The 20,378-nt window shown below is 74.4% G+C and carries 16 protein-coding genes and 1 pseudogene; 7 read left to right on the forward strand and 10 right to left on the reverse strand.

Features of this window, described 5'->3' with window-relative positions:
- The first annotated feature begins 96 nt into the window (after nucleotides 1-96).
- The 3 genes from C7M71_RS23260 to C7M71_RS23270 all read left to right on the forward strand — a co-directional run bounded on the left by C7M71_RS23260 (nucleotide 97) and on the right by C7M71_RS23270 (nucleotide 2,645).
- Entirely contained in the window at nucleotides 97-1,635 is a 1,539-nt protein-coding gene (locus C7M71_RS23260; protein ID WP_111490067.1) for a purine-cytosine permease family protein, read from the forward strand.
- Nucleotides 1,636-1,659: 24 nt separating this feature from the next.
- The gene (locus tag C7M71_RS23265; RefSeq protein ID WP_111490068.1) at nucleotides 1,660-2,118 is read left to right on the forward strand and encodes a YybH family protein; all 459 of its coding nucleotides are present in this window, start codon (nucleotides 1,660-1,662) and stop codon (nucleotides 2,116-2,118) included.
- 65 nt (nucleotides 2,119-2,183) lie between these two features.
- On the forward strand, nucleotides 2,184-2,645 hold the full coding sequence (locus C7M71_RS23270; protein ID WP_111490069.1) for a GNAT family N-acetyltransferase: 462 nt from the start codon (nucleotides 2,184-2,186) through the stop codon (nucleotides 2,643-2,645).
- Between the two features lie 72 nt (nucleotides 2,646-2,717).
- Here the strand turns inward: C7M71_RS23270 and C7M71_RS23275 are convergent, their stop codons facing one another.
- The 5 genes from C7M71_RS23275 to C7M71_RS23295 all read right to left on the reverse strand — a co-directional run bounded on the left by C7M71_RS23275 (nucleotide 2,718) and on the right by C7M71_RS23295 (nucleotide 9,332).
- Nucleotides 2,718-4,844: a 3-hydroxyacyl-CoA dehydrogenase NAD-binding domain-containing protein gene (locus C7M71_RS23275; protein ID WP_111490070.1), complete on the reverse strand. Its 2,127-nt coding sequence runs from the start codon at nucleotides 4,842-4,844 to the stop codon at nucleotides 2,718-2,720.
- Entirely contained in the window at nucleotides 4,841-6,061 is a 1,221-nt protein-coding gene (locus tag C7M71_RS23280; protein ID WP_111490071.1) for a thiolase family protein, read from the reverse strand. Before C7M71_RS23280 ends, C7M71_RS23275 begins: the two co-directional genes overlap by 4 nt.
- Before the next feature lie 249 nt (nucleotides 6,062-6,310).
- On the reverse strand, nucleotides 6,311-7,558 hold the full coding sequence (locus C7M71_RS23285; protein WP_175607729.1) for an HRDC domain-containing protein: 1,248 nt from the start codon (nucleotides 7,556-7,558) through the stop codon (nucleotides 6,311-6,313).
- Nucleotides 7,559-7,731: 173 nt separating this feature from the next.
- Complete coding sequence (locus C7M71_RS23290; RefSeq protein ID WP_111494986.1) at nucleotides 7,732-8,430, reverse strand: response regulator transcription factor; 699 nt, start codon at nucleotides 8,428-8,430, stop codon at nucleotides 7,732-7,734.
- A 251-nt stretch (nucleotides 8,431-8,681) separates the two neighbouring features.
- On the reverse strand, nucleotides 8,682-9,332 hold the full coding sequence (locus C7M71_RS23295; RefSeq protein ID WP_111494984.1) for a DUF3000 domain-containing protein: 651 nt from the start codon (nucleotides 9,330-9,332) through the stop codon (nucleotides 8,682-8,684).
- Nucleotides 9,333-9,558: 226 nt separating this feature from the next.
- Here C7M71_RS23295 and hemE point away from each other — a divergent pair, with 226 nt between their 5' ends.
- Complete coding sequence (hemE, locus tag C7M71_RS23300; protein WP_229759211.1) at nucleotides 9,559-10,629, forward strand: uroporphyrinogen decarboxylase; 1,071 nt, start codon at nucleotides 9,559-9,561, stop codon at nucleotides 10,627-10,629.
- Between the two features lie 73 nt (nucleotides 10,630-10,702).
- On the opposite strand, the gene C7M71_RS23305 is transcribed toward hemE, so the two are convergent.
- Nucleotides 10,703-11,707 carry a DUF4349 domain-containing protein gene (locus C7M71_RS23305; protein ID WP_162824335.1) on the reverse strand — a complete coding sequence of 335 codons (1,005 nt, stop codon included), beginning with the start codon at nucleotides 11,705-11,707 and terminating at the stop codon, nucleotides 10,703-10,705.
- 386 nt (nucleotides 11,708-12,093) lie between these two features.
- Between C7M71_RS23305 and hemG the strand changes: the two genes are divergently transcribed.
- Together hemG and hemQ are read left to right on the forward strand one after the other, a co-directional pair.
- A complete protein-coding gene (hemG, locus tag C7M71_RS23310; protein ID WP_114914519.1) occupies nucleotides 12,094-13,605 on the forward strand; it encodes a protoporphyrinogen oxidase in 1,512 nt (503 codons plus the stop codon).
- 20 nt (nucleotides 13,606-13,625) lie between these two features.
- Complete coding sequence (gene hemQ, locus C7M71_RS23315; RefSeq protein ID WP_111493527.1) at nucleotides 13,626-14,333, forward strand: hydrogen peroxide-dependent heme synthase; 708 nt, start codon at nucleotides 13,626-13,628, stop codon at nucleotides 14,331-14,333.
- A gap of 54 nt (nucleotides 14,334-14,387) precedes the next feature.
- Here the strand turns inward: hemQ and C7M71_RS23320 are convergent, their stop codons facing one another.
- Nucleotides 14,388-15,392, reverse strand: coding sequence for a TIGR04222 domain-containing membrane protein (locus C7M71_RS23320; protein WP_111493521.1), 1,005 nt, complete (start codon nucleotides 15,390-15,392; stop codon nucleotides 14,388-14,390).
- A pseudogene (locus C7M71_RS32090) lies at nucleotides 15,392-16,757 on the reverse strand (DUF692 domain-containing protein). The gene C7M71_RS23320 and the pseudogene C7M71_RS32090 overlap by 1 nt, the downstream one beginning before the upstream one ends.
- 352 nt (nucleotides 16,758-17,109) lie before the next feature.
- Between C7M71_RS32090 and C7M71_RS23330 the strand changes: the two are divergent.
- Nucleotides 17,110-18,246, forward strand: coding sequence for a site-2 protease family protein (locus tag C7M71_RS23330; RefSeq protein ID WP_111493519.1), 1,137 nt, complete (start codon nucleotides 17,110-17,112; stop codon nucleotides 18,244-18,246).
- 148 nt (nucleotides 18,247-18,394) lie between these two features.
- On the opposite strand, the gene msrB is transcribed toward C7M71_RS23330, so the two are convergent.
- Entirely contained in the window at nucleotides 18,395-18,817 is a 423-nt protein-coding gene (gene msrB, locus C7M71_RS23335) for a peptide-methionine (R)-S-oxide reductase MsrB (protein ID WP_111493517.1), read from the reverse strand.
- A gap of 37 nt (nucleotides 18,818-18,854) precedes the next feature.
- Complete coding sequence (murC, locus tag C7M71_RS23340; RefSeq protein ID WP_265737673.1) at nucleotides 18,855-20,270, reverse strand: UDP-N-acetylmuramate--L-alanine ligase; 1,416 nt, start codon at nucleotides 20,268-20,270, stop codon at nucleotides 18,855-18,857.
- Nucleotides 20,271-20,378 lie beyond the last annotated feature (108 nt).

The following is a 20,378-nucleotide window of genomic DNA, read 5'->3' on the forward strand; positions in this document are numbered from 1 at the left end:
ACACCCTAGTGCTTCGTGGCAGGGCCAATTGCCGTCCCCTCCGGGACCACGCAGACTGGCGGGCACATCAGCGGCCCCGGCCGGAATGGAGGAACCGTGACGACCTCGATCACCGAAGTCGAGCAGCACGGCGTCGGACGGATTCCCGATCAGGACCGCACGGCACGCCCGATCGACCTCTTCCGCCTCGCCTTCGGCGGGGCCAACACCTTTGCCACCTGCGTGCTGGGCACCTTCCCGATCCTCTTCGGCCTTTCCTTCTGGCAGGGGCTGGGGGCGACGGTGCTCGGCCTGCTGGTCGGCGCGCTGATCCTGGCGCCGCTGGCCATCTTCGGCCCGGTCAACGGCACCAACAACGCCGTCTCCTCCTCGGCGCACCTGGGCGTGCACGGCCGGGTGGTGGGGTCCTTCCTCGCCCTGCTGACCGCCATCGCCTTCTTCTCCATCTCCGTCTGGTCGTCCGGCGACGCCCTGGTCGGCGGCGCCAACCGGCTCGTCGGACTGCCCGACTCGGATGTCTCGCACGCCGTCGCCTACGGCGTCTTCGCGGCGCTGGTGCTCACCGTCTGCATCTACGGCTTCCGCTTCATGCTGCTGGTCAACAAGATCGCGGTGGCCGCCGCCTCGCTGCTCTTCGTGCTGGGCGCCTTCGCCTTCGCCGGGGACTTCGACCCCTCGTACGCCGGCACCTTCGCCTCGACCGCCGACCCGCTCTTCTGGCCGTCGTTCATCGGCGCCGCGCTGATCGTGCTCTCCAACCCGATCTCCTTCGGCGCCTTCCTCGGCGACTGGTCCCGCTACATCCCCGCCGCCACCCCGCGCCGCCGGGTGATGGGCGCCGCCTTCCTGGCGCAGGTCGCCACGATCCTGCCGTTCCTCTTCGGCCTCTGCACCGCCTCGATCATCGCCGAGAAGGCCGCCAAGTACGTCGACCCGGCCGCGCCCAACTACGTCGGCGGGCTGCTGGCGATCTCGCCCGGCTGGTACTTCCTGCCGGTCTGCCTGATCGCCCTGATCGGCGGCATGTCCACCGGCACCACCGCGCTCTACGGCACCGGCCTGGACTTCTCCAGCGTCTTCCCCCGCTTCAACCGGGTGCAGGCGACGCTCTTCATCGGGGTGCTGTCGACCGGCTTCATCTTCCTCGGCCGGTTCGCGCTCAACCTGACCCAGTCCATCTCCACCTTCGCCACCCTGATCATCACCTGCACTGCCCCCTGGATGGTGATCATGATGCTCGGCTATGCCACCCGGCGCGGCTGGTACGACCCCGAGGCGCTCCAGGTCTTCAACCAGCGCCGGCGCGGCGGCCGCTACTGGTTCACCCACGGCTGGAACTGGCGCGGCCTCTCCGCCTGGCTCGCCTCCGCCGCCGTGGCGCTGCTCTTCACCAACATCCCCGGCCAGTTCGTCGGCCCGCTGGGCGGCCTCGCCGACGGCGTGGACATCTCGCTGCCGCTCGGCCTCGCCGTCGCGGCCGTCCTCTACCTCTCGCTGCTGTGGGCCTTCCCCGAGCCGCGCGGTGTGTACGGCCCGGACGGCCCCCGGCTGGTCCGCGCCGCCGACACCGCGATCCCGCCGATCACCGGCGGGGACGGCCCCGCTCCCGTCGCAGACCTCGCCGCCACCAGCTGACCCACCCCCACCGGAGCCCTCGCCATGACCTCCCGGACCACCACCGAGTCGACCACCGAGACCACCCCCGAGACCACCCCCGAGACGACCGCCGAAGCCGCAGTCCGCCAGGCTGCCGACGCCCTGGTCGCCGCCTTCGCCGCCAACCGCGTGGACGACTACTTCGCCGCCTTCGCCCCCGACGCCACCTTCGTCTTCCACACCACCGCCCGGCGCCTGGCCTCCACGGCCGAGTACCGCGCACTCTGGCAGACCTGGGTGGAGCAGGACGACTTCCGCGTCCTCGCCTGCGCCTCCACCTCCCCGCTGGTCCAACTCCTCGGCGACACCGCCGTCTTCAGCCACCAGGTGGAGACCCGGATCGGCACCCGGGCGGGCGAGGAGACCGTGCACGAGCGGGAGACCATCGTCTTCCACCGCACCGCCGACAACCGCTGGCTCGCCGTCCACGAGCACCTCTCCCCGGCGCCCCCGCAGGACTGACCGACCTTCGGCGGCCCGCGAAAACCGGATGCGCCAAGGCCGTTCCTCTGGAAGCGTGGCCTGCCGTGACTACCGACGATCCGATCCTCCGCCGCGCGGTCGACGCCGATGCGCTCGACGCCGCCGATGTGTGGCTGCGCTCCTTCCGCGCGGCTCTGCCGACGGTCCGCCGCCCCCGTACCGACCAGGAGGTCCGGGACTACTTCCGCGAGGTGGTCGTACCGAAGCGGGAGACCTGGGTCGCGGTGGCTGAGCGGGCCGTGGTCGGGGTGATGGTGCTGGACGAGGCCCTGCTCAGCCAGCTCTACCTGGAACCGCGCTGGCGGGGCCGGGGGATCGGCGACCGGCTGGTCGCGCTGGCCAAGGAGCGCCGCCCGGACGGGCTGGAGCTGTGGACGTTCCAGGTCAACGGGCCGGCCCAGCGGTTCTACCAGCGGCACGGCTTCACCGAGGCCGAGCGGACCGATGGGACCGCCAACGAGGAGCGCGAACCGGACGTCCGCTATGTCTGGCGCCCGGCCGCCTGAGACGGCGACGCGCCGACGCCCGGCACACCGCAGGGTGTGCCGGGCGTCATGCACTTGCCGGGTGACGGATCGTCAGGCGGGTACGGAGGCCACGCCCGGGGCGAGGAACGGCTTGCCGTTGACCCGCTGGGAGACCCCCTCGCGGTCCAGGTACGGGGTGATACCGCCCAGGTGGAAGGGCCAGCCCGCGCCGGTGATCAGGCAGAGGTCGACGTCCTGCGCCTCGGCGACGACGCCCTCCTCCAGCATCAGGTGGATCTCCTCGGCGATGGCGTCCAGCGCCCTGTCGCGGACCTGCTCCTCGGTGAGGACCGTGGAGCCGACCTGGAACAGCGCGGCCACCTCGGGGTCGACCTGCTGGCTGCCGGACGCCCAGGTGTAGAGGGAGCGCTTGCCCGCCTCGACCACGCGGCCCAGGTTCTCGGAGACGCCGAAGCGGTCCGGGAAGGCGGTGTGCAGGGTGGACGCCACATGGTGGGCAACGGCCGGGCCGACCAGCTCCAGCAGCACGATCGGGGACATCGGCAGGCCCAGCGGCTCCAGGGCCCGGTCGGCGACCTCGATCGGGGTGCCCTCGTCGATGGTGCCGAGCACGGTGCCGAGGAAGCGGGTGAGCACCCGGTTGACCACGAACGCCGGGGCGTCCTTGACCAGCACGGCGGTCTTCTTCAGCTTCCTGGCCGTGGCGAAGGCCGTGGCCAGCGAGGCGTCGTCGGTCTTCTCGCCACGGACGATCTCCAGCAGCGGGAGCACGGCGACCGGGTTGAAGAAGTGGAACCCGACGACCCGCTCGGGGTGCTGGAGCTTGGACGCCATCTCGGTCACCGAGAGCGAGGAGGTGTTGGTGGCCAGCACGGCCTCGGGGGAGACCACCGCCTCCAGCTCGGCGAAGACGTTCTGCTTGACGCCCATCTCCTCGAACACGGCCTCGATCACAAAGTCCGCGTCGCCGAAGGCGGCACCCTTGTCCAGCGAGCCGGTGACCAGCGCCTTGAGGCGGTTGGCCTTGTCGCCGCCGATCCGGCCCTTGTCCAGCAGCTTGTCGATCTCGCCGTGGACATAGCCGACGCCCTTGTCGATGCGCTCCTGGTCGATGTCGGTGAGGACCACCGGCACCTCCAGCCGGCGGGCGAAGAGCAGCGCCAGCTGGGAGGCCATCAGCCCGGCACCGACCACGCCGACCTTGGTGACCGGGCGGGCCAGCGACTTGTCGGGGGCGCCGACCGGCCGCTTGGCGCGCTTCTGCACCAGGTTGAAGGCGTACAGGCCGGACCGCAGCTCGCCGCTCATGATCAGGTCGGCGAGCGCCTCGTCCTCGGCGTCGAAGCCCTTCTGGAGGTCGCCGTCCTTGGCCCCGGCGATGATGTCCAGCGCCCGGTACGGGGCGGGGGCGGCGCCGTGCACCTTGGAGTCGGCGATCAGGCGGCCGTGGGCGACGGCCTGGTCCCAGGACTCGCCCCGGTCGATCTCCGGGCGCTCCACCACGGTCTCGCCGGTGAGCACCGAGGCGGCCCAGCGCAGCGACTGCGCCAGGAAGTCGGCCGGCTCGAAGAGGGCGTCGGCGATGCCCAGCTCATACACCTGCGTGCCCTTGAGCTGCCGGTTCTGGCTGAGCGAGTTCTCGATGACGACCTGGATGGCCTTCTGCGGGCCGATCAGGTTCGGCAGCAGGGTGCAGCCGCCCCAGCCCGGCACCAGCCCGAGGAAGCACTCCGGCAGCGAGAACGCCGGGACGCCCGAGGAGACGGTCCGGTAGGTGCAGTGCAGGCCGATCTCCACACCGCCGCCCATGGCGGCGCCGTTGTAGAAGGCGAAGGTCGGCACCGGCAGCGCGGCCAGCCGCTTGAAGACCTCGTGGCCGCTCCGCCCGATGGCCACCGCGTCGCCGCGCTCCTTGAGCACCTCGACGCCCTTGAGGTCGGCGCCCACCGCGAAGATGAACGGCTTGCCGGTGACCCCGACGCCGACGATCCCGCCGGCCGCCGCCTCCCGCTCGACCTGGTCCAGCGCCTCGGAGAGCCTGGCGAGCGAGGCGGGGCCGAAGGTGGACGGCTTGGTGTGGTCCAGCCCGTTGTCCAGGGTGATCAGGGCGAACCGCCCCGCCTGCCCCGGCAGGTCGAGGTGGCGGACGTGGGCCGAGGTGACGACCTCGTCCGGGAAGAGCTCGGCGGCGCGCTGGAGCAGCTCGGTGGTGGTCACTTCGCCCCCTCCTCGAAGTTCGGGTTCTCCCAGATGACGGTCCCGCCCATGCCGAAGCCGATGCACATGGTGGTCAGGCCGTAGCGGACGTCCGGACGCTCCTCGAAGCGGCGGGCCAGCTGGTTCATCAGCCGGACGCCGGAGGAGGCCAGCGGGTGGCCGAAGGCGATGGCGCCGCCGTACGGGTTGACGCGCTCGTCGTCGTCGGCGATGCCGTAGTGGTCGAGGAAGGCCAGCACCTGGACGGCGAAGGCTTCATTGATCTCGAAGGCGCCGAGGTCGGAGATCGACAGCCCGGCCTTGGCCAGCGCCTTCTCCGTCGCCGGGACCGGGCCGACGCCCATCACCTCGGGCTCCACGCCCGCGAAGGCATAGGAGACCAGACGCATCCGCACCGGCAGGCCCAACTCGACCGCGACGTCCTCGGCGGCCAGCAGCGAGGCGGTGGCGCCGTCGTTGAGGCCGGCCGAGTTGCCGGCGGTGATCCGGCCGTGCGGGCGGAAGGGGGTCTTCAGGGCCGCCAGGTTCTCCAGCGTGGTGCCGGGCCGCATCGGCTCGTCGGCGGTGGCCAGGCCCCAGCCGGTCTCGCCGGCCTCCGGGCTGGTGCGGCGGACGGCGACCGGCACCAGGTCGGGCTGGATCCTCCCGTTGGCGTACGCCTTGGCGGCCTTCTCCTGGGAGGCCACCGCATAGGCGTCGCAGCGCTCCTTGGTGAGGTGCGGGAACCGGTCGTGCAGGTTCTCCGCGGTCATACCCATGAAGAGCGCCGACTCGTCGACCAGCTTCTCCGAGACGAAGCGCGGGTTGGGGTCCACGCCCTCGCCCATCGGGTGGCGGCCCATGTGCTCCACGCCGCCCGCGACCACCACGTCATACGCGCCGAAGGCGATGCCGCCCGCCGTGGTGGTGACGGCGGTCAGCGCGCCGGCGCACATCCGGTCGATCGCATAGCCGGGCACCGACGCGGGCAGCCCCGAGAGCAGTGCCGCAGTGCGGCCGATGGTGAGGCCCTGGTCGCCGATCTGGGTGGTGGCCGCGACGGCGACCTCGTCGATGCGCTCGGCGGGCAGGCCGGGGTTGCGGCGCAGCAGCTCCCGGATGCAGGCGACGACCATGTCGTCGGCGCGGGTCTCGTGGTAGATGCCCTTCGGGCCCGCCTTGCCGAACGGGGTGCGGACGCCGTCGACGAAGACGACGTCCCTCACGGTACGAGGCACGGTGGCTCTCCTCCCAGGTCCCAGAATGCAGGAGCCGAACACGTCATGGGGCGCGCGCCCGCGCAGACAGCACTGCGGCGCTCCCCGTCATGCTACTCGCTGGTAACTAGGATGGACAGACCGACCGCCCCCGGCGCGGCGCGTGTGGCGCGCGCCACTGCCCCGCCCCCTGCCGCGCCGGGCAAAGGCAACGGCCCGCCGCCCCGGAAAGCGGGGCGGCGGGCCGTATGGAGCCGTCGGGCGAGCGGATCAGACCGCCGTCTCGGCGGCGGCGAACGCGGCGGCCAGCACCGGGGCCACCAGCTCCACCTGCCAGCGGCGGGCGCCCCTGCCGCGCAGCGCGGCGGCGACCGCCTCGGCGGTGGCCTCGGCCGGCGGCTCCCAGCTGACCCGGCGCACCAGGTCGGGGGTGATCAGGTTCTCCGCAGGCAGGCCGTGGGTCTCGGCCAGCGCGGTGACCGCGGCCCTGGCCCCGGCCAGCCGGGCGGCGGCCACCGGGTCCTTGTCCGCCCAGGCGCGCGGCGGCGGCGGGCCGTCGTGCGGCGCGGTGGCCGGCGGCAGCTGCGCCTCCGGGACGGCCCGCGCCCGGTCGAGGGCGCCCAGCCACTGCTCCAGCTGGCGCCGGTGCACCCGGGGGCCGAAGCCCTGGAGGGCCTGGAGCGCCTGGGCGTTGGCGGGCATCGCCAGGGCGGCGCCCACGATGGCGAGGTCGGAGAGCACCCGGCCGGGGGAGACATCGCGTTCGCGGGCCATCCGGTCGCGCAGCAGCCACAGCTCCCGTACGGCGGCCAGCTGCCGGCGGCGGCGGACCTTGTGCAGGCCGGAGGTGCGGCGCCAGGGGTCCACCCGGGGCGCGGGCGGCGGGGCGGCGGCGATGGCCGCGAACTCCTCCAGCGCCCACTCCAGCTTGCCCTGGCTGTCCAGCTCCTGTTCGAGTGCGTCACGCAGCTCGACCAGCACCTCGACATCCAGGGCCGCGTAGCGCAGCCAGGGCTCGGGCAGCGGGCGGGTGGACCAGTCCACCGCGGAGTGCTCCTTGGCCAGTGAGTAGCCGAGCACATTCTCGGTCATCGGGCCGAGGCCGACCCGGGGGAAGCCGGCGATGCGGCCGGCCAGCTCGGTGTCGAAGAGCCGGGTGGGGCGCATGCCCACCTCGGCCAGGCAGGGGAGGTCCTGGGTGGCGGCATGCACCACCCACTCGGTATCGGCGAGCGCATCCCCCAACCCGGTGAGGTCGGGGCACGCGATCGGGTCGATCAAGGCGGTCCCGGCCCCGGCGCGGCGCAGCTGGATCAGATAGGCACGCTGCCCGTACCGGTAGCCGGAGGCGCGTTCGGCGTCCACCGCAACCGGTCCGTCGCCCGCGGCGAAGGCGGCCACCGTCTCGGTGAGCGCTCCGGCATCGGTCACGACCGGCGGGATGCCCTCCCGCGGCTCCAGCAGGGGGACCGGCTCCGGGGTCACGTCTACGGCGGTGGCTTCTCGGGCGTCGGTCACCCCCCAAGGGTACGCCGGGGCGCGCGGGGGAGGACGGACAAGCAGGTGAGGGGCCGAACGGACAGGTGGGAGGCGGGAGGCGGGCCCGCCCGCGACCCCTGGCCGGGACGCGGGCGGGCGGATGCTGCAAACGGGGAGGGAAACGTTCCTCCGGTCGGGTGGTGGGCGGCGTGTCAGTGGATGATGCCGGTGCGCAGGGCGACGGCGACCATGCCGGCCCGGTCACCGGTGCCCAGCTTGCGGGCGATCCGGGCGAGGTGGCTCTTCACGGTCAGCGCGGAGAGGCCCATGGCCACCCCGATCGCCTTGTTGGACTGGCCCTCCGCCACCAGCCGGAGCACCTCGACCTCGCGGCCGGAGAGCTCCCGGTAGGTGGTGGGGTGGGCGCCGGGGGTGCCGGGCGCCGCCGGTGCGCCCGGGGTGCCCGGCATGCCGGGGCGGCGCATCCGGCCGGCCATCCCGGCGGCGCCGAGCGGCAGACCGGGACGGCCCGGCATGCCGATCGAGCCACGGGTCCCGGTGACGACGTAGCCCTTGACTCCTCCGGCGAGGGCGCTGCGCACGGCGCCGATGTCGTCGGCGGCCGAGAGCGCCAGGCCGTTGGGCCAGCCTGCGGCCCTGGTCTCGGCGAGGATGGTCAGCCCGGAGCCGTCCGGGAGGTGCACGTCGGCCACGCAGATGTCACGGGGGGTGGAGACCCGCGGCCTGGCCTCCGCGATGGAGGACGCCTCGATGACGTCGCGCACGCCCAGCGCCCACAGATGCCGGGTGACGGTGTTGCGGACCCGCGGGTCCGCCACGACCACCATGGCAGTGGGCTTCGTCGGGCGGTAGGCGACCAGGTTTGCGGGGTGATCGAGAAGGACCGACACCAGGCCTCCTGATAGGGAGTGGCGGACGGAACCCCGGTGGGGGCGGGAAGGGATTCCGCTTGCGGAAAGGGTCACTGACAGCTTCGGCACCAACCGCGCGCGGCTTTAGCGAATGATCACGATTTAGTGAGTAGCAATACGGACAAATCGTGCACTAGATCGGTCGGGTCTGACCATTGGGCGCGCAAGTTCGATCGCGAGTGGTCAGCTTGTCGATACTTACGGTCACGAAAGGCCGCAGGAGGGGGCGCTCAGCGGGAGCGCGGGCGCCGCCGAGCCGGCATCGGAACCACTCCGCCGAGCGACGGCGCATCCGGGACCGGGCCGTGCGCCGGGGCGGCCGGCGGCAGACCGGCGCAGGTGCAGAGCAGATCGCACCAGGCCCCGAGGTGCCGTTCGAAGCGCCCGTCGACCGGCGTCCAGGACGCCCGCAGCTCGATCTCGGTGCTCGGGGGGCGCTCCGCCAGGGCACCGAAGTACTGCGAGGCGCAGCGGGTGACGGTGCCGCCGGCCTCGGTGCAGCGGGCGGCGTGCGCCTGGAGCGCGTCCATCAGCCAGGCCCAGCCCACCTCGGAGAGCATGGGGTCGCCGGCCATCTCCGGCTCCAGCTCCGCGCGGGAGAGGGTCACCACCCGGAAGTCGCCCTGCCAGGCCTCGTGCCCGGCCGGGTCGTGCAGCAGGACCAGCCGGCCGTCGGCCAGCTCCTCCCCGTCCACCTCCACGGTGGCGGTCAGCGCATACGCGTACGGCGCCAGGCGGCGCGGCGCGGGAGCGGTGCCGATCCGCACCTCCGGCCGCAGCCGGGCCGAGGTCAGCGCCTCGACGGCGTCGCGGAACGCCGAGGGCAGGGCGTCCCCGCCCGTGCCGCCGCCATGTGCGGGGTTTCCGCTGACCGCTGCCATGGGCGGAAGCGTAGGGCGGCAGGCGCGCGGAACGGTGGAACGCGCTCGGCGCGGCGCGGCGGAGCACGGCCGCAGATCACCGGGCATGACCGGGCATGACCGGGCAAGGCCGGGCATGGAGGGGCCGCCGGGCAGGGCGGACCACCGGGCACGGCCGCCGCCGGTGCATGCGAGGATTTGCCCCGTGAGCGATACAAGCGCAGCGACCCCCGTACCGACGCCCGGCGTGCCCACCGGCCGGCAGCCCACCGCGGCGCCCGGCGCCGCGCACGACTCGGCGTTCCTGCGCGCCTGCCGGCGCGAACCGGTGCCGCACACACCCGTGTGGTTCATGCGGCAGGCGGGGCGTTCGCTGCCGGAGTACCTCAAGGTGCGCGAGGGCATCCCGATGCTGGAGTCCTGCATGCGGCCGGACCTGGTGAAGGAGATCACCCTCCAGCCGGTGCGGCGGCACCGGGTGGACGCCGCCATCTACTTCAGCGACATCGTGGTCCCGCTCCGGGCGATCGGCCTGGACCTGGACATCAAGCCCGGCGTGGGCCCCGTGGTCGCCGACCCGATCCGCAGCCGCGCCGACCTGGAGCGGCTGCGCCCGCTGGAGCCCGGCGACGTCGGCTATGTCACCGAGGCGATCGGCCTGCTGGTGGACGAGCTCGGCGCCACCCCGCTGATCGGCTTCGCCGGGGCGCCGTTCACCCTCGCCAGCTACCTGGTGGAGGGCGGCCCGTCCCGGAACCACGAGCGCACCAAGGCCATGATGTACGGCGACCCGGAGCTCTGGGCCGACCTGCTGGACCGCCTGGCCGACATCACCGCCGCCTTCCTCACCGTGCAGATCGAGGCCGGTGCCTCCGCCGTGCAGCTCTTCGACTCCTGGGTGGGCGCGCTGGCGCCCGCCGACTACCGCCGCTCGGTCCTCCCGGCCAGCCGCAAGGTCTTCCAGGCCGTCGCAGGGCACGGCGTGCCCCGGATCCACTTCGGGGTGGGCACCGGCGAACTGCTCGGCCTGATGGGCGAGGCCGGCGCGGACGTGGTGGGCGTCGACTGGCGGGTCCCGCTGGACGAGGCCCACCGCCGGGTCGGCCCCGGCAAGGCGCTCCAGGGCAACCTCGACCCGGCGGTGCTCTTCGCCCCCGAGGCGGCGGTGCGCGCCAAGACCGCCGAGGTGCTGGCGGCGGCCGAGGCGCTCGGCGGCACCGGCCACATCTTCAACCTCGGCCACGGGGTGCTGCCCACCACCGACCCGGACGCGCTGACCCGGCTGGTCGCCCACGTCCACGAGGCGACCGCGCGCTGACCCGCCGTCCCGCCCCGCCGTCCCGCCCCGCCGCGCCCCCGGAAACCGGGCGCGGCGGGGCGGTCGCGCACCGTCAGCCGTTATCGGCCCGCTCGGGGTGCGCGGGGTACTCGGGCCGCTCGGCCGGTTCGACGGCTGCGGCCGGTTCGGCCAGGGCCGGTGCGGCCGTACCGTGGCGGCGCCGCAGCCGTACCGCCAGCCACCCGGCGGGCACCAGCACCAGCGCGAACGGGGCGACGGCGGCGAGCACCACCAGCACCCCCCGCACCGTCGCGTACAGCGCATGCCACCCGGCCGCCAGCGCATGCCCCACCGAACCCCAGAAGCCCCGGTTCTCCTTGGCGGCGGGCGCCGACGCGGGCGGGGCGACCGAGGAGAGGCCGACCGTGATGGTGGAGAGCGAGGTCTTGGAGGCCAGCTCCTGCTGCTGCCGCTCCAGCGACTCCAGATCCGCCTCCCGGCGGCTCAGCTCGCTCTCCAGCGCCACCACCTCGGTGATCGTCGTGGCCTCGCCCATCAGCGCCCGGACCCGCTGCACGCTGGCCCGCTGGGTCTTCAACCGGCTCTCGACGTCGACCACCTGGTCGGTGACATCCGCCGCCTCGCGGTGCCGCTGGAGCACCTTCCCCAGCCCACCGAAGGTGTCCAGGGTTCGGTCGAAGGCCGCCGAGGGGACCTTCACCACCACCTCGGAGGCGCCCTCCACCCAGGAGCTCTCCTGGTCGGCGGCGGCCTCCTCGAAGCTGCCCCGGTCGAGGTTCTCGCTGCTGACATATCCGCCCGCCGCCGAGGTCATGCTGCGCAGCCGCTCCAGCGCCGCCGGCACATCCTTGACCTCCAGCCGCAGCTCGGCGGTGTAGGCGATCGAGCGCCCGGCCGTCGCGGCGGCGCTCGGACCGCCGGCGAGCGCGGCGGGCCCGCTCGGCGCCACCTTGGCCGCGGGGCGGTCCGCCTTCCCGACCGCCGATCTGGCTGAGGCTTCGTCCTTCGCCGAGGAGTCGGCGCTGCACCCGCTGCCGAGCAGTGCCAATGCCGCCAGCAGCACGCCCCCCGCCGCCGCCCCTGCTCTGCCGCCCATTCGGTACCCCCTCGTCCGGTGCCACCCCCGCCACTCGGCGGTGGCCTGCCCCCTTGGACCGCCCGCCACCGGGGCGGGTTCCGGGCGACGCATCGCGAAAGGGTCACGTTTGCGGCCCCGGCGGGCCCGTTTGGGGGCCGGGCGTCTGCTCGGTATCCCTTTGTCCGGTGTCGCCTCCGCTCGGGCGTCGCGTCGCGAACGGGTTGGCGTCCTGGTGGGTCCGGTCGGCCTCCGTGCTCGGGGCGACGGGGCCTTTCGGGGGCGGCCCGGGTGTCTGCTCGGTACCCCTCGTCAGGGTTGCCGTCCTGGTGGGTCCGGTCGGCCCTTTGGGGGCGGGACGACGGGGCCTTTCGGGGGCGGGCCGGGCGTCTGCGAGAGTGGGAGGCATGGACCGAAGCGCAGTCGCCGACCGAAGCAGTGACCCCGGGCCGTGGTCGGAGAACGGGCCGCCGCCGCAGGTGGTCGTGGTCGGCGGCGGTATCGCCGGGCTGGCCGCCGCCGCGTTCCTCAGCGGCGCCGCCGGGGGGCTGGGCCGCCGTGCCCGGGTGACCGTGCTGGAGGAGTCCGGACGGTTCGGCGGCAAGCTCCGCACCGGAGAGGTCGGCGGGGTCGCGGTCGACCTCGGCGCCGAGTCCATGCTGGCCCGGCGGCCCGAGGCGGTGGCGCTGGCCCGCGAGGTCGGCCTGGCCGACCAGCTGGAGCCGCCCGCCACCGCCAAGGCCACCCTCTGGACCCGGGGCGCGCTCCGCCCCATGCCCACCGGCCATGTGATGGGTGTCCCCGGAGACCTGGCGGCGCTGGAGCGGACCGGAGTGCTCTCGCCCGAGGGCCTGGCCCGCGCCCGGCAGGACCTCGACCTGCCGCCCACCGAGGTCGGCGACGATGTCCCGCTCGGCGCCTGGGTCGCCGCCCGGGTCGGCCGCGAGGTGGTGGACCGGCTGGTGGAACCGCTGCTCGGCGGCGTCTACGCCGGCCACGCCGACCGGATCTCGCTGCGCGCCGCCGTCCCGCAACTGCTGCCCGTCGCCCAGCGCGGAGGCTCCCTGGTCGCGGGCGTACAGGAACTCCAGCAGCGGGCCGCAGCCACGGCCCCCGCTGAGCCGCAGCCGGTCTTCCAGGGCATCGCCGGCGGCATCGGCCGCCTGCCGCTCGCGGTCGCCGACGCGGCCCGCGCCGCCGGTGCCGAGCTGCGCACCGGCACCGCCGTGCAGTCGCTGCGCCGCACCCCCGAGGGGTGGCGGCTGGTGGTCCGCGACAGCGCGGGCGAGCGCGAGGTCACCGCCGACGCGGTGGTGCTGGCCGTACCCGCCCCCGTCGCCGCCCGGCTGCTCGCCGCCGAGGCGCCCGGCGCGGCGGCCGAGCTGGCGGCGGTGGAGTACGCCGGGATGGCGCTGGTGACCATGGCCTTCCACCGCTCCGAGCTGCCCGGGACACCGCCCGGCAGCGGCTTCCTGGTGCCGCCGGTGGACGGGCGCACCATCAAGGCGTCCACCTTCTCCAGCAACAAGTGGGGCTGGCTGGACCGGGCCGCCCCGGACCGCTTCCTGCTGCGCACCTCGGTGGGTCGGCATGGCGAGACGGCCGACGTGGCGCTGCCGGACGCGGAGCTGGTGGCCCGCTCGCTGGCCGACCTGCGCGAGGCGATCGGGCTGCGGGCCACCCCGTACGCGACCGAGGTGACCCGCTGGGAACGCGGGCTGCCGCAGTACCCGGTCGGGCACCTGGACCGGGTGCGGCGGATCCGCGAGCAGGCGGTCGGCCACGGCACGCTGGCGCTCTGCGGCGCCGCCTACGACGGGGTCGGCATCCCCGCCTGCGTCGCCAGTGCCCGGCGGGCCGCCGAGGAGGTCTCCGCCGCGCTCGCCGTGGCCGGGGGCCCGGTGAACGAGCGTCGGTGACGGAAGGGAGAATGAAGGGCATGAGCGAGAGCACCCAGCCTGAGAAGAAGAAGGCCCGCGACCTCAACCAGGTCGTCCGCTACACCATGTGGTCGGTCTTCCGGCTCAAGGAGGCGCTGCCGGACGACCGCTCCGGGTACGCCGCCGAGGTGGACGAACTCTTCGCGCAGCTGCGTGAGAAGGACGTGGTGGTGCGCGGCACCTACGACGTCTCCGGGCTGCGCGCCGACGCCGACCTGATGGTCTGGTGGCACGCCGAGACCTCCGACGCGCTCCAGGACGCCTACAACCGGTTCCGCCGCACCGCCCTGGGCCGCCACCTGGAGCCGGTCTGGTCCAACATGGCGCTGCACCGCCCTGCGGAGTTCAACAAGTCGCACATCCCCGCGTTCCTCGCCGACGAGGAGCCGCGCGGCTATGTCTGCGTGTACCCGTTCATCCGCTCGTACGACTGGTATCTGATCCCGGACGAGGAGCGCCGCCAGATGCTCGCCGAGCACGGCAAGATGGCGCGCGGCTACCCCGATGTGCGGGCCAACACCGTCGCCTCCTTCGCGCTGGGCGACTACGAGTGGGTGCTCGCCTTCGAGGCCGACGAGCTGCACCGCATCGTGGACCTGATGCGCCACCTGCGCGGCTCCCGCGCCCGGCTGCACGTCCGCGAGGAGGTCCCCTTCTACACCGGCCGCCGCAAGCCGGTCGCCGAGCTGCTGGCCGGACTGGTCTGACGGTGCCGCAGCGCCCCGCGCCGGTCGGGTCGGCGGCGCGGGGCGGCGGCTCTGTCAGGTACTGCTGCCGCAGCTGGACGACGACCCGCAGCTCGACGCCGAGCCGCAACCGGACGTCGCCGAGCCGCAGCTCGAAGACGTCCCGCAGCTCGAAGACGAGCCGCATGCCGAGGGCGACCCGCCGTCCTGACCGCCGGTCGCCGACCCGCACCACACCGCCGCAGCCGCGCCCCCGGTGAACCCGCCGCCGCCGGAGCCGGCCGGGCCGCTCGACACCGGCGGCGCCAGCACCTCCCGCAGCGCGGGGTCGGTGAGCAGCATCGTCCCGCCCAGCGCCACCGCCCCCAGCAGCAGCGGATCGGGGGCGGCCAGGGCGTCATGCGGGCGCCACGGCCGGTCACCGGCCCGCATCAGCTGCAACTGGCGGCGCCCCGCAGGGCTGATCTGCCCGCGCCCCGGCCCGGTGAGGGCCAGCACCAGCAGCCCGTACGCGAACATCCCCGCAAAGGCGAAGAACGGCGGGAAGCCCGGCTCGCCGTCCCCGGTGAGCCCGAAGTGGTCCTCCATCCACCGGAAGGTGGCCACCGCGCCCAGCACCATCGTCAGCAGCATCGCCACCCCCAGCAGCCGCCGGGCGATCCGGGCCCGCCGGTGCGCGGTGGCCCGCCGCGCCAGCCCCCGGTCGGCCAGCCGCTCCCCGATCGACTGCACGGCGGGGCTGCGCATCACCTCGCGCCGCAGCCCCGGAAGGGACCGCTGCCGACCGGGCCCGGCGGCGGCGATCAGTGCCGCCTCCACCTCGTTCCACGGCTGCGGGTCGGTCACCGTGACCAGCCCGGACCGGGAGACCACCACCCGCCCCTGCTGATGCATCCACACCAGCGCCACTTCGGCCACCCGGGCCGGTCCACCGGCCAGGAACGCGGTGTCCAGCAGCGGCAGGCCCCGACCGGGCAGGCCCTGCGGTGCCGGTACCCGGCGCAGTCGGCTGTTCGCCCAACCGGCGTTCATCGACGCGGCCAGCATCGCCGTACACGCCAGCGTGAACTCCAGGTGCATCAGTGCCCCCCTCCCGACCGCCGTGCCCGGCGGCCGATCGACTCCAGCGGCGCGCGCAGCCGCGCCAGGACCGCCCCGCGCGGCGCGGTCCCCGTGCGGTCGGCGTGCCAGCGGGCCAGGCCCCGGCGCTGACCGGCCGTCAGCCCCTCCTCGTGGCAGAGCACCCAGGCGGCGAACGCCACCGCGTCGGCGCGATGGCCGCCGGTCGGCGGGGTCGCCGCCGTATAGCGCCGGAACGCCGGGCCGAACCGTCCGCCCAGCAGGACGGGCAGTTCTGGCGCCACCCTGGCCACCGACTCCCGCCGCTTGGCCGCCAGACCCCCGGCCTGTACCCGGACCTGCCCCGCGTCAAAGCCGGGCGGTAGCGGGCCGCCCGCCACCAGGGCCGACAGCAGCTCGGCCTGACGGCGCGCCAGCCGCGCCCGGGCCGGTGCCGTGCCGGGCTCACCGGCGTCCTCGCTCAGGCGCGGCACCAGGTACTCGTACTCCTCAGACACCCGCCGCCACCTCCGCCGCCCGCCTCCGTGCCGCCCGCAGCACCCCGCCGACGGTCGCCAGCTCCGCCGCCAGCTCGGCCGGCGGCGGGAAGTCGTCGTCCCGCTCCAGCAGGACACCCGGTGGGACGGTGCGCGAGCAGAGCTCGGCCAGCACCTCCAGCACCGGTTCGGTCACCGGGTGGGCGTGGGTGTCGTGCCACACGCCGTCGGCCTGCACCCCACCGCCGACGTGTACATAGGCGACGGCCTCCAGCGGCAGCCGGGACAGCTCCGCCGCCGGGTCCAGGCCCAGGTTGACCCGGTTGGTGTGCAGATTGGCCACGTCGACCAGCAGCCCGACCCCGGTGCGCTCCACCAGCTCGGCCAGGAACTCCCCCTCGGAGAGCTCGGCGTCCGGCCAGGCCAGCTGCGCCGCGACGTTCTCCAGCGCCAGCGGGACCGGCAGCTCCCGCTGGGCGATCCGCACATTCTCGGCGACCACCGCGAGGGCGTCCCGGGTGCGCGGTACGGGCAGCAGATGACCGGCCTCCAGCCGGGGCAGCCCGGTCCGGCCGCCGCCCGCCCGGACGAACGCCAGATGCTCGGTCACCAGCGGCGCGTCCAGCGCCTCCGCCCTGGCGGCCAGACCGTCCAGCCGGGCGGGATCGGGCAGGTCAGCGCCGCCGAGGCCCAGCGAGACGCCGTGCGGCACCACGACCGTGCCGCGCTCGCGCAGCAGCCGCAGCGACTCCGGCAGGCGGTCGGCGCGGATGTTCTCCGCGACCACCTCCACCCAGTCGACGCCGGGCAGCCGCTCCACCACCGTGTCGATCTCCGCCCGCCAGCCGATGCCGACCCCCAGCAGGGGAGGTGGCGTGCTGCGTTCCATGGGCGCCCCCTTCGTGATCCGCGCGACCGGCGGCCGGGCTCCGTCGCCCGTACCCGCTGCCGCGCCGAGATGTCAGGCCGCCCCCTCGCGGACGGCACCGGGCCGAGACCCCCGTGCCCGGCCCGGTGCCGTGGATGTATCCCGGCGGTGGACCCGCCAATCGGCGGGGGCGATTCTCAGAGCTTGATTTGAGCTTCGGCCGCCCCGGAGCGGACCCGGAGCGGCCCCGGAGCGCGGCGCTCCGCGCACGGCCTCCGCGCGGGTCCGGGCCGTCCGGCGGGGCCATCGGCCCTTCCGCGCGGCCTCCGGTGGGAGCAGCGTGGAGGGAGGGGGCGAAGGAGAGGAGTGCCCGGTGGACGGCTCGATGGGGCTCGGCCGCGTCTTCGGCATACCGCTGAAGGTGCACTGGAGTGTTCCGCTGCTGCTGGTGGTGCTCGGCTACGACCTGGGCCGGGAGGTGCTGCCGCCCTGGGTGCCCGGCCGGTCCGGGGCCGTGTACGCGGTTGCGGGGCTGGTCGGGGCCGTGGTGCTGCTGGCCAGCCTGGTGCTGCACGAGGGGGCGCACGCGGTGGTCGCGCGCCGGGGCGGGGTCAAGGTCGAGGACATGACGCTCTGGGCGCTGGGCGGGGTCACCAGGATGGGCCCGCCGCAGACCCCCAGGGCCATGCTGGCCGTCGCCGGGAGCGGGCCGCTGACCAGCCTGGTGGTGGGCGGCGTCCTGCTGGGCGCGGGCGTCGGCCTGCATGCCGCGCTGGGGTGGGGCGTGGTCCCGGCGCTGCTGGTCTGGCTGGGCGCGGCCAATCTGCTGCTGGGCGTCTTCAATCTGCTGCCCGCCGCCCCGCTGGACGGCGGCCGGGTGCTCCAGGCGCTGCTGTGGATGCGCTCCGGCGACCGGCTGCGCGCCGAGCAGGTGGCGGACCAGAGCGGCCAGGTGGTGGGCTATCTGCTGATCGCGCTGGGCGTGGTCTCGGTGCTCGGCGGGTCCGCCGGAGGGTTCTGGCTGGCCCTGATCGGCTTCTTTGTGGCGGTCACGGCGGGTGCGGAGCGGCGGCGCGCGATGCTGGGCAGCGCCCTGCGCGGGCTGCGGGTCGCGGACGCCATGTCGGCGCCGGTGGAGACCGGCCCGGACTGGCAGACGGTGGCCCGCTTCGTGGACGACGCCGTGGCGCGCAGCCACCACTCCGCGCTGCCCCTGGTGGACTTCGAGGGCCGCCCCAGCGGCCTGGTCACCCTCCGACGACTGGCCGCCGTACCGCCCGCGCAGCGCGAGCAGGTCCGGGTACGGGATGTGGCGCAGCCGCTGGCCCGCTGCGCCACCGCCGAACCCGGCGAGGCGCTGGCCGAAGCCCTCCAGCGGGCCGCCCAGCACGGCGGCTCCCGGCTGCTGGTGGTGGACGGCGGTCGGCTGGTGGGCATCGTCACCGGCCATGACGTCGCCCGCCTGATGCACCGGCACGCCCTGGTCGACCACCCGGGCCACGCCGCCTGACCCGCGGCTGCTGCCGCGCCCGCCGCCCTGGCACGCACATCTGCCGCGTTGGCGAGGGCGGCCCGCCGCCTTGCAGCTGCACGCACCGGGACGCCTCGCTACCGGGCAGACGTCGGCGGGCGAGGCGCCGGCGGGCGAGGCACCGGCTCTAGCCCTCGGCGGGGCGCAGCCGCAGCGAGATGCTGTTGATGCAGTACCGCTGGTCGGTGGGGGTCGGATAGCCCTCGCCCTCGAAGACATGGCCGAGGTGGGAGCCGCAGTGCGCGCAGCGGACCTCCACCCGGCGCATGCCGAGGGTGGAGTCCTCGATGTACTCCACCCGGTCCTCGGCCAGCGGCGAGTAGAAGGACGGCCAGCCGCAGTGGCTCTCGAACTTGGTACCGGAGGTGAACAGCTCCGCGCCGCAGGCCCGGCAGGAGTAGACGCCCACGGTGGTGGTGTCGGTGTACTCGCCGGTGTGCGGGCGCTCGGTGCCCGCCTCGCGGAGCACGTGGTACTCCGCCGGGGACAGCTCCGCGCGCCACTCGGCGTCGCTCTTCTCGATCCGGTACTTGCCGGTCTCCTGGGCCACGGTGGGCTCCCTTCGGTGCGGCCGAACGCGACTGCGGTCAGACACCAGCCTCAACGCCGGCGAGGCGGGCCAGGATTTCCGGGCCGAGTCCGGTGACGTCGCCCGCGCCCATGGTGAGCACCAGATCGCCCGCCTTGGCGAGCGCCGCGACGGCCTCCGGCACCTCGGCCATGGTGTGCACCGGGACCGTCTCCAGACCGTGGCCGCGTGCGGCGTCGATGATGACCTCGCTGGTCACGCCGGGGATCGGGTCCTCCCGGGCGGGGTAGATGTCCAGCACCAGGGCGGCGTCGGCCAGCGCCAGCGCCTGCCCCATCTCGGTGCCCAACTGCTGGGTGCGGCTGAAGAGATGCGGCTGGAAGACCACCAGCACCCGGCCGCCCCCGGCGCTCTGCCGGATCGCCTCCAGATCGGCGGCGATCTCGGTGGGGTGGTGCGCATAGGAGTCGATCACCTGGACGCCCCCGGCCTCGCCCTTGAGCTGGAGGCGGCGGCGCACCCCCCGGTAGCTGCCCAGGGCGGTGGCCAGCTCCTCGGCGGGCACGCCCAGCGCGATCCCGGCGGCGAGCGCGGAGACGGCGTTGTGGGCGTAGTGGCGGCCGGGCACCGAGACGGTGAAGGTGAGCGGCGCCCCGTCGGTACCGGCCGGTTCCACGGTGACCTCGCTGGACATCCCGCGCGGCACCACCGAGAGGATCCGCAGCGAGGCGTCGGCCGACTCGCCGACGGTGACGATCCGCAGGTCGGGGCGGTCCGAGACCCGGGAGGTCAGCTCGCGGGCGCCGGAGTGGTCGGCGGAGACGACCAGGGTGCCGCCCGGCTCGATGCGGCCCACAAAGGTCTCGAAGGACTCGTGGATCTCCTCGATGGAGGCGTAGTTGGCGTGGTGGTCCAGCTCCACATTGAGCACGATCGCCACCTCGGGCGCGTACTTGTGGAAGGAGCGGTCGCTCTCGTCCGCCTCGGCGACGAAGATCTCGCCGCTGCCGTGGTGGGCGTTGCTGCCCGGCTCGTCCAGGTCGCCGCCGATGGCGTACGAGGGGTCCAGGCCCAGGGCGGCCAGGCTGACCGCGAGCATGCTGGTGGTGGTGGTCTTGCCGTGGGTACCGGCCACCGCCAGCGCCCGCCGCCCGTGCATCAGCGCGGCCAGCGCATCGGCCCGGTGGATCACTGGCAGGCCCCGCTCGCGGGCCGCGACCAGCTCCGGGTTGTCCTCCCGGATCGCGCTGGAGACCACGACGCAGCTCGCCGTCTCCGGCACCTGCCCGGCGGCGTGCCCGATGGCGACCTCGGCCCCGGCCGCCCGCAGCGCCGCCGTGGTGGCCGACTCCCTGGCGTCACTGCCGGAGACCTCCGCCCCGCGCAGGGCCAGGATCTTCGCCAGGCCGGACATGCCCGCGCCGCCGATACCGATGAAGTGCGGGGCGTGCAGGTCGCTCGGGGCGTCGCTCACGGGGGTACTCCCGGGGTGGTGGGCTGCTGCTCTGTGGTGCGTCGTACGGCGCGGGGAGGCCGCAGCCGCAAGGACGATTCTGCACCACGGGGAGGCGGCCCCCGCCAC

The sequence above is a fragment of the Peterkaempfera bronchialis genome (assembly GCF_003258605.2).
Classification (GTDB): Bacteria; Actinomycetota; Actinomycetes; order Streptomycetales; family Streptomycetaceae; genus Peterkaempfera; species Peterkaempfera bronchialis.